General features: G+C 36.7%; 12 protein-coding genes. 10 read left to right on the top strand and 2 right to left on the bottom strand.

The window, feature by feature from the left end; all coding sequences use genetic code 11:
• Positions 1–9 precede the first annotated feature (9 nt).
• From H0173_RS01140 to H0173_RS01095, 10 genes are all read left to right on the top strand, one after another.
• A complete protein-coding gene (locus tag H0173_RS01140; protein ID WP_221844082.1) occupies positions 10–1,230 on the top strand; it encodes a dihydrolipoamide acetyltransferase family protein in 1,221 nt (406 codons plus the stop codon).
• Positions 1,231–2,664, top strand: a complete 1,434-nt coding sequence (lpdA, locus tag H0173_RS01135) for a dihydrolipoyl dehydrogenase (RefSeq protein ID WP_221844081.1) — start codon at positions 1,231–1,233, stop codon at positions 2,662–2,664.
• Positions 2,665–2,782: 118 nt separating this feature from the next.
• Positions 2,783–3,898, top strand: a complete 1,116-nt coding sequence (hppD, locus tag H0173_RS01130; protein WP_221844080.1) for a 4-hydroxyphenylpyruvate dioxygenase — start codon at positions 2,783–2,785, stop codon at positions 3,896–3,898.
• The gene (gene hisC / locus H0173_RS01125) at positions 3,831–4,997 is read left to right on the top strand and encodes a histidinol-phosphate transaminase (protein WP_313770589.1); all 1,167 of its coding nucleotides are present in this window, start codon (positions 3,831–3,833) and stop codon (positions 4,995–4,997) included. Before hppD ends, hisC begins: the two co-directional genes overlap by 68 nt.
• Before the next feature lie 2 nt (positions 4,998–4,999).
• Complete coding sequence (locus H0173_RS01120) at positions 5,000–5,608, top strand: flavin reductase family protein (RefSeq protein ID WP_221844079.1); 609 nt, start codon at positions 5,000–5,002, stop codon at positions 5,606–5,608.
• 17 nt (positions 5,609–5,625) lie between these two features.
• A complete protein-coding gene (locus H0173_RS01115; protein WP_221844078.1) occupies positions 5,626–6,534 on the top strand; it encodes a fumarylacetoacetate hydrolase family protein in 909 nt (302 codons plus the stop codon).
• Positions 6,535–6,547: 13 nt separating this feature from the next.
• Positions 6,548–7,693 (top strand): homogentisate 1,2-dioxygenase, encoded by a 1,146-nt coding sequence (locus H0173_RS01110; RefSeq protein WP_221844077.1) that lies wholly within the window; start codon positions 6,548–6,550, stop codon positions 7,691–7,693.
• Positions 7,694–8,001: 308 nt separating this feature from the next.
• Positions 8,002–8,499, top strand: a complete 498-nt coding sequence (locus H0173_RS01105) for an RNA polymerase sigma factor (RefSeq protein WP_221844076.1) — start codon at positions 8,002–8,004, stop codon at positions 8,497–8,499.
• Positions 8,499–10,280 (top strand): TolB-like translocation protein, encoded by a 1,782-nt coding sequence (locus H0173_RS01100; protein WP_221844075.1) that lies wholly within the window; start codon positions 8,499–8,501, stop codon positions 10,278–10,280. Before H0173_RS01105 ends, H0173_RS01100 begins: the two co-directional genes overlap by 1 nt.
• Positions 10,281–10,388: 108 nt before the next feature.
• A complete protein-coding gene (locus tag H0173_RS01095) occupies positions 10,389–10,949 on the top strand; it encodes a hypothetical protein (RefSeq protein ID WP_221844074.1) in 561 nt (186 codons plus the stop codon).
• 151 nt (positions 10,950–11,100) lie between these two features.
• Here the strand turns inward: H0173_RS01095 and H0173_RS01090 are convergent, their stop codons facing one another.
• Together H0173_RS01090 and katA are read right to left on the bottom strand one after the other, a co-directional pair.
• The gene (locus tag H0173_RS01090) at positions 11,101–11,952 is read right to left on the bottom strand and encodes a DegV family protein (protein ID WP_221844073.1); all 852 of its coding nucleotides are present in this window, start codon (positions 11,950–11,952) and stop codon (positions 11,101–11,103) included.
• Between the two features lie 490 nt (positions 11,953–12,442).
• A complete protein-coding gene (gene katA, locus H0173_RS01085; RefSeq protein WP_221844072.1) occupies positions 12,443–13,903 on the bottom strand; it encodes a catalase KatA in 1,461 nt (486 codons plus the stop codon).
• Positions 13,904–14,384 lie beyond the last annotated feature (481 nt).

Below are 14,384 nucleotides of genomic sequence, written 5' to 3'. Positions count from 1 at the left end.
AGGGATGGAATGGAAGTCAAGTTACATGATATAGGCGAAGGAATGACAGAAGCTGATATTAACTGCTTTTTAGTGAAGCCAGGAGATTATGTTCAAGCAGATGACCCGATAATAGAAGTACAAACAGATAAAATGACAGCTGAAATTCCAGCCCCTCGTGCTGGTTTTGTCCGGGAATTTAAGGTTCAAATAGGGGAGACTGTACCTGTTGGGACAACACTATTAATTTTGGAGGAAACAGGATCTGTAAATAACAAAACTACTCAGTCAGATTTGAAATCTCCTTCATTAGAATCAATGAATCATCACGTTGTAATGATCAGCAATCAAAAGAAACGTATACTTGCATCCCCTTTTACGAGAAAGATTGCGAGAGAAAATGGAATAAATATTGAAAATGTTAAAGGCACTGGACCTGCTGGAAGGATAACAGATGAAGATATTTATAAAATGATTGTATCTAAAAAAGAAGAGATAGACATTCCAATTCAAATTAACAGTAATGAACAAATAACACCTACAGAGCAACCCCCAACACAAGCAGATACTATTCCTTTCAGAGGCAGACGAAAACAAATTGCGAAAAAAATGGTTCATTCTCTATATACAATTCCACATTGTACTCACTTTGAAGAAGTTGATGTAACTGAGCTGATCGCATTCCGAACAGAATTAAAGAAGATGAATCAAACAATATCAGCGACAGCTTTTTTTATCAAAGCTCTATCAATTTGTCTAACGGAATTTCCAATTTTCAACGCCCGTCTAGATGAAGAAAATGAGGTGATCGTTTTACAGAAAGATCATCATATCGGTTTAGCCGTAGACACGGAAGATGGCTTGATTGTACCTGTCATACGCAATGTAAATAGTAAATCAATCAGATCCATCCATAATGAAATGAAACATCTAACCGAAAAAGCGTTAGCTAATAAATTAAGCGTTAAGGAGATTACTGGTGGAACATTTACGATAAGTAATGTTGGCCCTCTTGGAGGAAGCTTTGGTGCAACCCCGATTATTCAGCATCCAGAAGTCGCTCTCGTTTCCTTCCATAAGACGAAGAAACTGCCAGTCGTAATCGATGATCAAATTGTCATTCGTTCAATGATGAACATCTCCATGTCATTCGATCACAGAGTTGCTGATGGTGCAACTGCAGTCAGATTTACAAATCGTCTGACACAATTAATTCAAGATCCTAAATTGCTAATGCTGGAGTTGGTTTAAATGGTTGTCGGTGAACTTGCATATGAACGTGATTTAATCATTATTGGTGGAGGGCCAGGCGGATATCATGCCGCCATCCGAGCAGCTCAGCTTGGGCAGTCGGTTACACTAATTGAAAAAGATAAGCTTGGTGGAGTTTGTCTAAATAAAGGCTGCATTCCTTCAAAAGTTCTTACACATAGTGCAGATCAATTTGCTTCACTTCACCATATGAATGAAATGGGCATTGAAATGAACAGTGCCCGTTTTAATATGGAAAAACTCCAAATCTATAAAAGTAAAACAATTCAACAGCTGCGTGAAGGTGTTCAATCTTTATGTAAAGCAAATAAAATCGAAATTCTTCAAGGTTCAGCATTTTTCCTATCAGAAGACAAAATTGGTGTTGAAAATGATGATCAATATGAGATATATCGATTTAAACATGCTATTATCGCAACAGGCAGTACACCAATAGCACCGGAAGGAATCAATGTAGATCAAGAGCGAATATTGGATTCATGGTCAATCACTGATTTACAAACCGTACCTGAAAAGCTTGTCGTTTATGGCCATGACTATATTGCGTTAGAGATAGCAATGTCCTTTAATGCTATTGGCTCTGAGGTTGTCCTCATTATGGAACAAGATGATTTTATGCTGGATGCATCAGTTAGCCGTGAATTAAAGCGGATTTTAAAGAAAAATGAGATTAAGGTAAGAAAAAATACATCGATTGTTGAAGCAAAATACAATGATGGGCAGGTCACCGTTATTTTAAAAAGTCCGACAGACATAGAAGAAATAACTTGTTCACATTTATTTATATCTTGTAAAAATTCACCAAACACAAACGATCTGGGCATTAATAGAATTGGTATAGAAACAACAGGGAGCGGATTTATCACTGTTAACGAAGAGTGCCGAACGTCCAAGAATCATATTTTTGCGATTGGTGATGTAACAGAGGGTCCAAATTTGGCAGTTAAAGCTATTAAACAAGGGAAGACTGCTGCAGAGATAATTGCAGGGTTAAGGCCAGAGGCAGATATCCGATTTTTACCGATCGTTGTTCATACGAGACCGCAGATTGCATATGCAGGATTAACTGAGGCAGAAGCCATTAATCATGGCTATTCAGTTGAAACAGCTCAATTCCCGCTTTCTAGTAACGGCTATGCGGCGATTCAAGGTAAGAAGGAAGGGCTTATTAAAGTCGTTTTTGATAAAAATGACCACCTATTACTAGGTGTGCACATAATAGGAAATGGCGCCGTTGAACTCATTTCAACAGGGGTACAGTCACTTGAAATGGCAGCACGAGACGAGGATATTCTCTTCCCATTATATCCGCATCCAAGCATCAATGAAGGATTATTGGAGGCGGTTGAGGCTATTAAAAATCAGGCTATCCATCTTCCTCCTGTTAGGAATAAGGAAAGCATTAAGCTATAAAAAAACACTTTAACACAGATGTGCATTGTAGCTTTAACTTGTACTCTTGAGAATAATAGTACTATTAATATAATATTAATTCAGAATATTAATAATTTTATGATTAGGGGGAACTAGAATGCAAGAAAAGATGACAGCTAGCCAACAAAAAGCCGAGGATTTTTTTCCCGTTAGAGAAGTAGATTATATGGAAATTTACACAGGAAATGCGAAACAATCCTGCTACTATTTTTGCTCAGCATTTGGTTTTAAACCAGTCGCATACTCAGGTTTAGAAACAGGCAATCGAGAGACGGTATCCTATGTTCTTCAGCAAAGAAAAATTCGACTTGTCATCACAGGCTCATTAACTGAAAACAGCCGAGTCGCATCCTTCGTTAAAAAGCATGGAGATGGGGTAAAGGATGTCGCATTAACGGTTGATGACGTGGAAAAAGCATATAAAGAGGCAGTTGCACGTGGGGCAATTGAAATTATGCCACCTTTCGAAATAAAAGATGAGCATGGCTCTGTTAAAAAGGCAGTTATTGGGACATACGGAGATACGATCCACACCTTAGTAGAACGGAAAAATTATAACGGTGTATTTATGCCAGGTTATAAACCGATAGAAATGAATATGCCTATTGAGGATGCTGGGTTCATAGGAATTGACCATGTCGTAGGCAACGTTGAAAGTATGGAGGAATGGGTTAGTTATTATGCCAATGTCATGGGCTTTAAGGAAATGACTCATTTCACTGACAAGGATATCAGTACTGAGTATTCTGCCCTTATGTCAAAGGTTATGCATAATGGTGGAAGAATTAAATTCCCGATTAATGAGCCAGCTGAAGGGAAGCGTAAATCTCAAATCGAAGAGTATTTGGAATTCTACAATGGACCAGGTGTACAGCACTTAGCCCTTCTTACTGAGGATATCGTAAGTACAGTCAGTACGTTGAAAAAGAATGGCGTAGAATTTTTAAGCACACCAGACACTTACTATGAAGCGTTATCTGAACGGGTCGGCAAAATCGATGAAGAAATCGATAAGTTAAAGGAATTAAGTATATTAGTAGACCGAGATGATGAAGGTTATCTGCTGCAAATCTTTACAAAGCCAATTGTTGACCGTCCTACATTATTTATTGAAGTGATTCAGCGTAAAGGTGCAAGAGGGTTTGGTGAAGGAAATTTCAAGGCGTTATTCGAATCGATTGAAAGAGAACAGGAAAGAAGGGGAAATCTATAATAATATGGTAAATGTTCAAACAAGAAGCGTTTTAGGTTCAATTCAATCATATCCGCTTGGCCTTTCAACTGAAGAAATACAAAAGAGGTATAAATTAAATCGTGTTTTGAAAATGTCTGATAATGAAAATATATACGGCTGCGCTCCTGTGGTAAAGGAGGCTATTCTTCGAAACTTGAGCTGTCTTCATTTATATCCGGATGGCCATACATCCGAGTTAATCAGCGGGTTGGCAAATTTATATCACTTAAATGAGGAACAGTTTATTACAGGAAATGGGTCTGATGAAATCATTAGACTGCTCACTCGTGCCTATATCGAAAAAGGTGATGAAGCAATTATGGCTGATATCACCTTTCCGCGATATGAAACAAATGTTGTCATTGAGGGTGGAACTGTAGTTAAAGTTCCAGTTATTGAAGGAGTTCATGATTTATCCGGAATGCTAGATAGAATTACAGAAAAAACAAAAATGATCTTTGTTTGTAATCCGAATAATCCAACAGGAACGATTGTTGGAAAAGAGGATCTGCTCCGTTTTATAGTGAATGTCCCAGATAATATTTTGATCGTTCTTGATGAGGCTTATTACGAATACGTAACATCTGATCAATATTTACAATCTATTCCTCTCCTAGACTCTTGCTCAAATTTAATAATCTTGAGGACATTTTCAAAAATTTACGGGCTTGCAGGTCTTCGAGCAGGTTACGGGATGATGCATCCTTCGATCGTAAAAGAGCTGCAAAAAGTAAAAGAAGTATTTAATGTAAATGTGATAGCACAAATTGCTGCTGTTCAGGCACTTGCCAGTCAGGATTTTATTACTATGTGTGTAGAAAAGAACACTTTAGAACGGGATTATGTATGTGATCAATTGAAGAAAGTTGATTTACATTATTTTTCTACCCACACCAATTTTCTATATGTTTACAGTCAACTGCCAATTTCTCAACACTTAATCTCAAACGGCTTTCTCGTGCGACCAATGAAGCTTAACGGTTATGCGGACGCATTTCGAATGACTTTCGCGTCGAGAGAGGATAATGAAGCAGCACTTTCTGTAATCAGACAAATAAAAAAAGATTTGGCGGTGTAATGATGGAAATTACAACTGGTAATCTTGAATGGAGAGAGGCATATAAACTATTAGTTGGTTCAATTTTACCTCGCCCGATTGCATTTGTTACAACAGTCGATGAGGAAGGAGTTGTGAATGCTGCGCCATTTAGCTTCTTTACGGCTATATGTGCAGACCCTCTTCTTATTTGTTTTTCACCAATGAGAAGAGGAAATGATGGCGCAAAAAAAGATACTCTTTTGAACATTGAAGCAACGAAGGAATTTGTTATCAATATTGTCAGTGAAGATTTTGTGGAGCAGATGAATATTTGTGCTACTGAATTTCCATCCGAAGTAGATGAAGTCGAAGTATCAGGGTTAAACAAATCAGCAAGCATTAAGGTAAAGCCTCCCAGAATAAAAGAGTCAAAGGTTCATCTCGAATGTACACTGTATGAAACTCTTCATTTCGGAGAACATGCCGGTGCAGGGAGCTTGGTAATTGGCAAGGTGGAACATGTTCATATTTCCGATGAACTTTATGATAATGGCAGGATAAATACTGAAAAATTAAACCCGATTGGCAGACTAGCGGGTCACATGTATACAAGGCCGATGGCAGAAACGTTTGAAATAGTACGTAAATAATAATCCAGGGTGATGCAATGAAATTTGTAACCTTTCAAAAAGAGGACGGTTCCATCAGGGCAGGCTGGATGATTGATCAATATCATGTAGTAGATATGCATGAGGCTACAGATGGAGTCCTGCCAAAAGATTTGCTTTCGTTTCTGAATGATCACTCTTTTTATATGAAATATATAGCCTCTTTATATAGTAAAGAAGATGCTGTTTATCCGCTAGAAAAAGTGAAATTAAAGGCGCCTTTGCCGAATCCGAGAAGCTTTAGAGATTTTTATGCTTTTGAAGAGCATGTGAAAACAGCTAGGGAAAATCGCGGATTAGAAATGGTACCTGAATGGTATGACATCCCTGTCTTTTACTTTTCGAATCATTTATCAATTAAAGGGCCAAATGAAAATATTAAAAGGCCGACGCAATGCGAATGGCTGGATTATGAATTAGAAATTGCCTGTGTAATTGGAAAAGAAGGAACTGATATACGTGCGGAACAAGCTGAAGATTATATCTTTGGCTATTGCATTTTGAATGACTGGAGCGCCAGAGACATTCAGCGGAAAGAAATGAAGGTTGGCCTTGGGCCGGCAAAAGGAAAGGATTTTGCAACCTCCATTGGACCCTATATCGTAACAAAAGATGAATTGGTGGAGTTTCAAGTCGAGAACGGCTATGACTTAACGATGAAGGCAAAGGTAAATAGCGTACTACTATCAGAAGGAAATATGAGTGATCTGTATTATTCTTTTGCTGAAATGATTGAAAGGGCTTCAGAAGGTGTGACTTTATATCCTGGAGATTTAATTGGTTCTGGGACAGTAGGGAGCGGCTGTATTTTAGAGCTGGGGACTGATGTTCACCGCTGGCTAGAGCCAGGTGATGAGGTTGAATTGGAAATTACCGCTCTAGGAACATTAAAAAATTCTGTAATCTAAAGTAGGTGGAAGAATGTTTTACAGGCAACTGGGGAAAATCCCTCATAAACGTCATACGATGTTTAAAAAAGAAGATGGAAGTCTGTTTAGAGAACAGGTAATGGGGACAAAGGGTTTTTCCGGTACCCAATCAATATTATATCATCATCACATGCCGACAGAAGTAGTTAGTACGAAATTAATTGGTAAGTATCTACCTGAGTATGAAGATCAAGAAGTACTAAAGCATCGTCACCTTATGACAGATAAAATTAAGAAAAGCGGCGATGCTCTGCAGGCCAGGGAATATTTATTAGGGAATGATGATCTGCTGATTGCAACGGTAAAAATTGATGGGCCAATGAATGCTTACTATCGAAATGGCGATGGCGATGAAATGTTCTTTATTCATTATGGTACAGGTGTTTTTGAAACAATGTTTGGCACCATTACCTACGGCCCAGGAGACTATGTCATTATTCCAATTGGGACGATATATCGAATGATCCCTAAAGATGAAACGAAGGCACTTATCGTTGAGGCCTTTAGCCAAATTGTAAGCCCAAGAAGATATCGAAATGAATTTGGTCAATTATTAGAACATAGCCCATTTTGTGAACGAGACATCAGAGGTCCTGAATCAATCGTCACTTTTGACGAAAAGGGAGAATTTGAAGTGATTGCCAAGACGAGAGGGTACCTTCACTCTCATGTGTTAAATCATCATCCATTAGATGTAGTTGGCTGGGATGGTTATCTGTATCCGTGGGTATTTAATATCGAAGATTTTGAGCCAATCACTGGAAGGGTGCATCAGCCTCCGCCTGTTCACCAAACATTTGAGGGTCATAATTTTGTCATATGTTCTTTTGTTCCAAGATTATTTGACTACCATCCTGAAGCGATTCCTGCTCCATATTATCATAGCAATGTTAATAGTGATGAATTGCTATATTATGTCGAAGGGAATTTTATGAGCAGGAAGGGGATTAATCGAGAATCCATCACCTTGCATCCAAGTGCAATTCCTCATGGCCCTCATCCAGGAACGACAGAAGCGAGTATCGGTAAGAAAGAAACACTTGAGCTTGCAGTCATGATTGACACTTTTAAGCCTTTAAAGGTAGTTAAACAAGCAAAAGAAATTGAAGATGAGAAATATATGTATTCATGGGTTTAAAATCAGTAAAGTTGGATTAAAGATCACACATAATCTCAGCAATTCTTTTAGGAACTAAGAATTGCTGGGATTTTTTATTTTTATAACTATTAGGAAAAAGATGTAAATCCCCGCATAAAAAACATATAATACAATTAGTCATTTTTACTAATAGCAGAAATATGTAAGTGCGTTTTTTTCATTTAAATGTTTATCTTATCTTCCGCTTTTAGCCGGAGGATTTTTTTTGGATAATTTTTTCTTATGATAGGTTACGTTTTTGAATGTGGAACGTTATTAATAATAGATGTTAATAGGAGAGGAATAGCTTGATAGATCAATTTACGAATGTATATGATGAATGCTTTGATGATGTTTATCGATATGTTTATGCGAAAACAAGCAATAAATGGGATACGGAGGATATTGTAAGTGAAACATTTCGAAAAGCTTATGAAAAAATGTCTTCTTTAAAGGATGGCCAGAACATGAAAGCTTGGCTTTTTGCTATTGCCCGAAACACGGTTATTGACTATTACCGAAAAAAGAAAACAGTGCTAGTTGGGGATGAAATAGATTTATATTTAAGTCCCATTCCGTTTGAAGACCCATTAGAGGAGTCTAGTGAACTTGAATGTCTTAAGAAAAGTTTGAATGTTTTATCTAAAGAAGATCTTGAAATGACGAATTTAAGATATTTTGCTGGTTTGAAGTTTAAAGAGATTGCTATTGTCCTAGATAAAACCGAAGAAACTCTTCGGGTAAAGTCAAGCAGGATTACAAAAAAAATCGGAAAATTAGTGAAAAAGTGTTTGGGGGAATCTTAATGGACTCTGAAAAAGTTGAAAAGCTTTTGCACGAAATAAAAAAAGATATTTATGTAGATCAAGAACTGAAAAAGCAGTTAAAAGAAACATTTGTGAAAAAGAAAAAAATGAAGTTCCAGCGAAGATCTTTGGTTAGTACGTTAGTAGCAGCTGCTGTATTTTTTGCTGTGTTTTTTAATTACTTCCAAATTAAGCAAACAAATGCGAGTGCTTTCAATATTCAAAATGCCATTTCTTTTCTTGATGTAGGAAGCGGAGAAATTACTTCATACACCTATCATGGAGAGATCCTATATGTTTCGATCAAAAATCAAGGGATTTTCAGCTATACAAGCAGCGGTTATAAAAAAATAACAGAAGAAACTGCTGATAGTTTATCGCATTCCCAACACACAAATAGTCTTCTTTTTTCACAAAATGGAGGAATTTTTATATTTAACCTTGATACAAAAAAGAAAGAAGAAATTGTATCTGGAGGATATTCACAGCCTGTATGGAAAAATGACGAAAATATTTATGCAGAGAAATTAATGGAAAATAAAACAATCATCGTAGAAATTAATACCGACTCTAAAGAAGAGAAAGTCATATCTATAGGACAGCATCCTTCATTTAATGAAAAAGAATACAAGCTTGTGTTTGAACGTGATGGAGAGATTATGATCAGAAATAAAACAGGAAAGGAAATAGTAGTTGATAAAGGGAAGGATCCTAATATTTCTAAAGGCGGCAGCTATATATCTTATGTACAAGAAAGTGATGGATTTGAAAATGTATGGATCTCTGATTTTAATTTAAAAACTAAGAAAAAGGTAACATCTAATCCACCGAGTAGAGAAAATCCGAAAGTGGGCCTTTATAAATATCATTCCTCTGTATGGAGTTCGGATGAACGAACTTTATATGTATTAAAAAAGGATGAAATTCAGGCGAACTCCAGAATAATGATGATCTCATTGAGTGAAAGTGAAGTGACTTCTAAGGATACAGTCATTAGATATTTACAAGCATTATTAGTAAGGGACGATGACTATGCTAAGGGCATGATGGAGAATCCACCCGAATTTTTAACGTATTCAAATCCGTCTCAAATCGGCTACAAAATTATAAATGTATTAGATAGTGAAGATCGTGCAACAGTAACGGCTGAGGTTTATTGGACATATACAGCAACTCCGTATTATAAAATTTCGACATATGAATTTGAACTTTACAAAGCAAATAACCGTTTTGTGATCAAAGGAGTGACTGAAAAGGAAACGAAAGAAATTTTTGACCTTGATACAGGACGAATACAACTGCTAAAAAATGGTCAAATAGCTGAAGATTACTTTTCTTTAGAAGATATTCCTAAGTCCATGTTGAATTCGGAAAATATTCGAATTAGCTCTCTTGTTTTAGCACAAAGTGGAAACGAAATTATATTCAGTTTGCAGGAAATGAATGAGAAAAAACCTTCAAATGTATCAATATTAAAATACAACATCAAAGCGAAAATCTTTAGTTTGGTTGGTAAGATTAGTTCAGAGCAAGGTCAAGATATTGTAATAGAAAAAATGTCTATAGATTCAACAGGTGGATTCGTATCGGCAGATGTGTTTGATGGAGAAATTTCGAGGGTAGTAGTTGCTGATATAAATAAAGGAGAATCTGCAGGTCAGTTCAATAAGACTCATACAATCTTCTGGCAAGGGAATTCTTTGTTAATTGAGGAAAACAATGAATATTTTACCACTTTGTATAAATATGACCCTGAAAAATCCATTAAAAATAATTTTTAATAATTATTGGTAATCCCTGTTACGAAATAGAAAATCTATCGTTATTATAGTTGGAATGACAAAGGGCCCTGTCATTTATATTAATCATTGAATGAGAGGAAAATGAACATGTTTAAGAAAATGATGATGTTAGTTGCAGCGCTTGTCTTAGGAATATCAACTGCAGCATTCGCTGGATCTTTCAATTCAGTAGAGAAGTCAACTGTAAGCAGTGAGAAAGAAGTTGAAAAATCATCCATTGAAGAGCAGCTTGAGATGTTAGAAATGGGTATTGTTTCTACAAATCCAGACTTAACAGTCGAAACATGGGCAAATGCAGTAAAACTTAGAAATGGAGCATTACAATATGCTCTTCTGACGAAAGATGCTAAGGCTAGTGTTAAAGAGCTATTTGAGAAATATCATTGGGTTACAGGTGTCTCAAGTCCATGGGTTGAATCATCAAAAGTTATTAGTAAGAAAGAGAATAACGATAAAACAATTCAATACGTAGTAGAATTTAGATTAGCTACATCCACTGGTTATGGAGGAAAAGATTATGCAGCTCTAACTTTGGTCAAAATGGGGGATCAATGGTTTATTAATACAATCAAATCAGCATCAGATCATGCAGTTGGAATTTGGAAAACACCAGAAGAGGTAATTGAGGAGAATATCGGTAAGAACTAACTCAAAGGAGGAAAAGAAGCAGCAAATCTGTTAGAGGGTCTAAAAGAAGAAATACACTACCCGATTCCTTCTAAATAATTGTTATAAGCCCATAAAAAACCCGACTTATCTTTATTTTAATAGAAAAGTCGGGTTTTATTAATGATATCCCCTATTCATTATGCCAAATCATTGCCAGTGTGCCTTCTCCAGCATGGGCAGCAATTGTAGAGCTAATTTCACCAATAAAAATATCTAGCTTTGGGAAAAGAGCTTTAATTTCTGATGCAAGTTCATTTGCTTTATCGAGTACATTCCCATGCAGTATTTGCACTTGAAAGATGGATTGTTTCTTGTACGATTCTCCTAATAATTCAAGCATTCGCTTAACAGCTTTTTTCTCTGACCGGACTTTGTCAAAAAGTTCAAATTCGCCGTTCGTATTAATTTGTATTATGGGTTTTATTTTTAATAGACTGCCAAGTAAATAGGCAGTTCCTGACATTCTTCCGCCTTTATAAAATTGATCCAGACTTCCTAACAATATATAATTTTCCGATTTAACTGTTTCTTCCTGAAGCTTTTCTGCGATTTTGCTGGCATGAAGCCCGTCATTTTCAAGTGCCATTCCTTTATAAATTAAGGTTGTAATGGCATATGACATAGATTTAGAATCAACTGCTTCAACTGGAAACCCCGCCATTTCTGCACCAGAAAGACAGCTATTAATTGTTCCGCTAAGTTTCCCGGAAATATGGACGGCGATACCGCAGTCATAGCTTTCCTTTAATTGTGCAAACAGCTCTGCAAATTTACCTGCAGGGGGCTGTGAAGTTTTAGGAATCTCTTTAGATGAACGAATTCTTTCATATAATTGATCAGTGCTTAAATCTATACCATCATCAAAAGTATCATTGCCAAATGTAATAGAGAGAGGGATAACATATACATCTGGATGATTCCGTAACTCCTCAGTTATATATGCCGTACTGTCAGTAATCCAGGCTATTTTTTTTTCAGTCATTTTGTAGTATGTCCTTTATCTAATATTAACCTGCAAAGAGGCTAGTTTAATTATCGATCATGTTTTATTATACACTAATAGTTTTTGATTGTATGAACTGCAGAAAAGTTTCACGTATTGCTCACAGTTTTAAACCGCATTTTGCTAATGCAGCACGTACCTGATGCTGATCCATGGACGGGTTTGCCAATTTTAAAGTCTTCTCCTTCGAATACAGAACGGCTGCTTCCGCGAGACTCTTTAAATTCGAATGTTGGCTTTGTATACCGAGTAAGCTTTGAAAACTCCAGATGGAAGATTTTATTTAAATCCCCATCTCATCTAAAGTAATCCATTTCTTCATAATACTTGATTTTTATTCATAAGACTAGACTTTCGATATGTACTAAATAGGAAGTTAAAACTGTAATTGGTTTGGATGATAATAATAAGCAATGAAAAAGGCATCCGTATACCGGATACCTTTAAATAGAAAGCTATTCTATATTTATTAATTTTTAACTTCCTCAGGAACAGGAAGACCTAGGCCTTCAGCAATCTTTGTACCGTATTCTGGGTCTGCTTTATAGAAGTGCTGGATTTGTCTTAGTTTTATTTCGTCTTTTTCGACTTGCTTCATCGCTCCAACAATATTTGCGACAAGTCGTTCTCTTTCCTCTTTAGACAGCAGTCGATAAAGGTCTCCAGCCTGAGTATAGTGATCATTGTGGTCATATGCGACACTGTCTGCCGATCCTGACACAGCGTATGGAGCAGGCTTATGTTCAGGAACTTCTGTAGGACCTCCATAGCTGTTTGGTTCGTAATAGACCGAGCCGCCGCCATTGGAATCAAACCGCATCTGGCCATCGCGCTGATAGTTATTCACTTCAGCCTTAGGGCGATTAATCGGAAGAGCCTGATGGTTGGCTCCTACACGGTATCGATGTGCATCATGGTAAGCGAATAAACGGCCCTGAAGCATTTTATCAGGTGATACTTCAATTCCTGGAACAAGTGTCCCAGGTGAGAATGTCGCCTGCTCAACTTCAGCAAAGTAGTTTTCCGGATTTCTGTTCAATACCATTCTACCAACTTCGATAAGCGGATAATCCTTTTGAGACCATACTTTTGTAACATCGAATGGATCAAACCGATACGTATTCGCATCCTCTAAAGGCATAATTTGGACGCATAGCTTCCAGGATGGATAGTCACCATTTTCAATCGCATTGTATAAATCTTCGATATGATAGTCTGGATTTTCTCCTGCCATTTGCGCTGCCGCCTCAACACTTAAGTTTTTAACCCCTTGTTCTGTTTTAAAGTGATATTTAACCCATACGCCTTCACCTTGTTCATTCACCCATTTAAATGTATGACTTCCAAATCCGTGCATATGCCGGAAAGTAGCAGGGATGCCACGGTCGGACATAAGGATCGTAACTTGGTGAAGCGCTTCAGGGGATAGAGACCAGAAATCCCAAACCGCATTTGGATTTTTTAAGTGGGTTTTTGGATCACGCTTTTGAGTATGAATAAAGTCTGGAAATTTAATCGCATCACGAATAAAAAACACAGGTGTGTTGTTTCCTACAAGATCGTAATTTCCTTCTTCTGTATAAAATTTAACAGCAAATCCGCGTGGATCTCTAACTGTGTCTGCCGAGCCTAGTTCACCGGCTACAGTTGAGAATCGAACGAAAAGAGGAGTGCGCTTGCCAACCTTTGATAAGAAAGCTGCTTTTGTATATTTTGAAAGGTCATTGGTTACTTCAAAATAGCCATGTGCGCCTGCGCCTTTAGCATGAACTACACGCTCAGGAACACGTTCACGGTTAAAATGTGCCAGTTTTTCTAATAGATGCACATCTTGAATGAGTGTTGGACCTCTTGAACCAGCAGTCATTGAGTTTTGGTTGTCCCCAACTGGAGCTCCCCAACTAGTCGTTAAATGATTGTTTTTCGTCACTCGAATTCACCTCATATATATTATTAAATTGCTTCCTGAATTAATGATAACACTTCTCAATATAAAATCAATATCTTTTTATAATTATTATAAAATAAAATTTAATATTATTTAAAATGTATACTAAATATGATGGAATCATAGATAGCACTTTGTAAAAGCCTTATTACAACATTGGTATATCTATATTTTTGAATATGGACAAAAGAACTGGAAATTGGAAAAATTATTAATTATTTTCTTGACCCGGGAAGGACGATATTTGCCATTAATAATAGAAAATGGGCAAACTAAACAAATGACTCTAGATTCGTTTTTGCATGAAAGGAAATCTAGAGAAAAGTTTAATAAAGCAAAAGTTCTAAAAAATATTTTTTTACTGTCCTCTATGTATGTACAAATTTAAAATTTATGTTAAAGTATTCGTAAGAAACCTTTATATATCAAGGGTTTATCTGTCCTTCTAAGGTAGACAACTGTA

Origin of the sequence: Bacillus sp. S/N-304-OC-R1 (assembly GCF_019749375.1) — a bacterium.
In the GTDB taxonomy this organism is placed as follows: Bacteria; Bacillota; Bacilli; order Bacillales; family Cytobacillaceae; genus Cytobacillus.
Note: the sequence above shows the minus strand (reverse complement) of the source record. Positions and strands in the feature narration are given on the sequence as shown.

Bases quoted from the DNA above. Each gene is read 5' to 3' on its own strand.
- H0173_RS01095 (WP_221844074.1), top strand. From the start codon at position 10,389: ATGTTTAAGAAAATGATGATGTTAGTTGCAGCGCTTGTCTTAGGAATA.
- H0173_RS01120 (WP_221844079.1), top strand. From the start codon at position 5,000: ATGGAAATTACAACTGGTAATCTTGAATGGAGAGAGGCATATAAACTA.
- H0173_RS01140 (WP_221844082.1), top strand. From the start codon at position 10: ATGGAAGTCAAGTTACATGATATAGGCGAAGGAATGACAGAAGCTGAT.
- H0173_RS01090 (WP_221844073.1), bottom strand. From the start codon at position 11,952: ATGACTGAAAAAAAAATAGCCTGGATTACTGACAGTACGGCATATATA.
- H0173_RS01115 (WP_221844078.1), top strand. From the start codon at position 5,626: ATGAAATTTGTAACCTTTCAAAAAGAGGACGGTTCCATCAGGGCAGGC.
- lpdA (WP_221844081.1), top strand. From the start codon at position 1,231: ATGGTTGTCGGTGAACTTGCATATGAACGTGATTTAATCATTATTGGT.
- H0173_RS01110 (WP_221844077.1), top strand. From the start codon at position 6,548: ATGTTTTACAGGCAACTGGGGAAAATCCCTCATAAACGTCATACGATG.
- H0173_RS01100 (WP_221844075.1), top strand. From the start codon at position 8,499: ATGGACTCTGAAAAAGTTGAAAAGCTTTTGCACGAAATAAAAAAAGAT.
- hppD (WP_221844080.1), top strand. From the start codon at position 2,783: ATGCAAGAAAAGATGACAGCTAGCCAACAAAAAGCCGAGGATTTTTTT.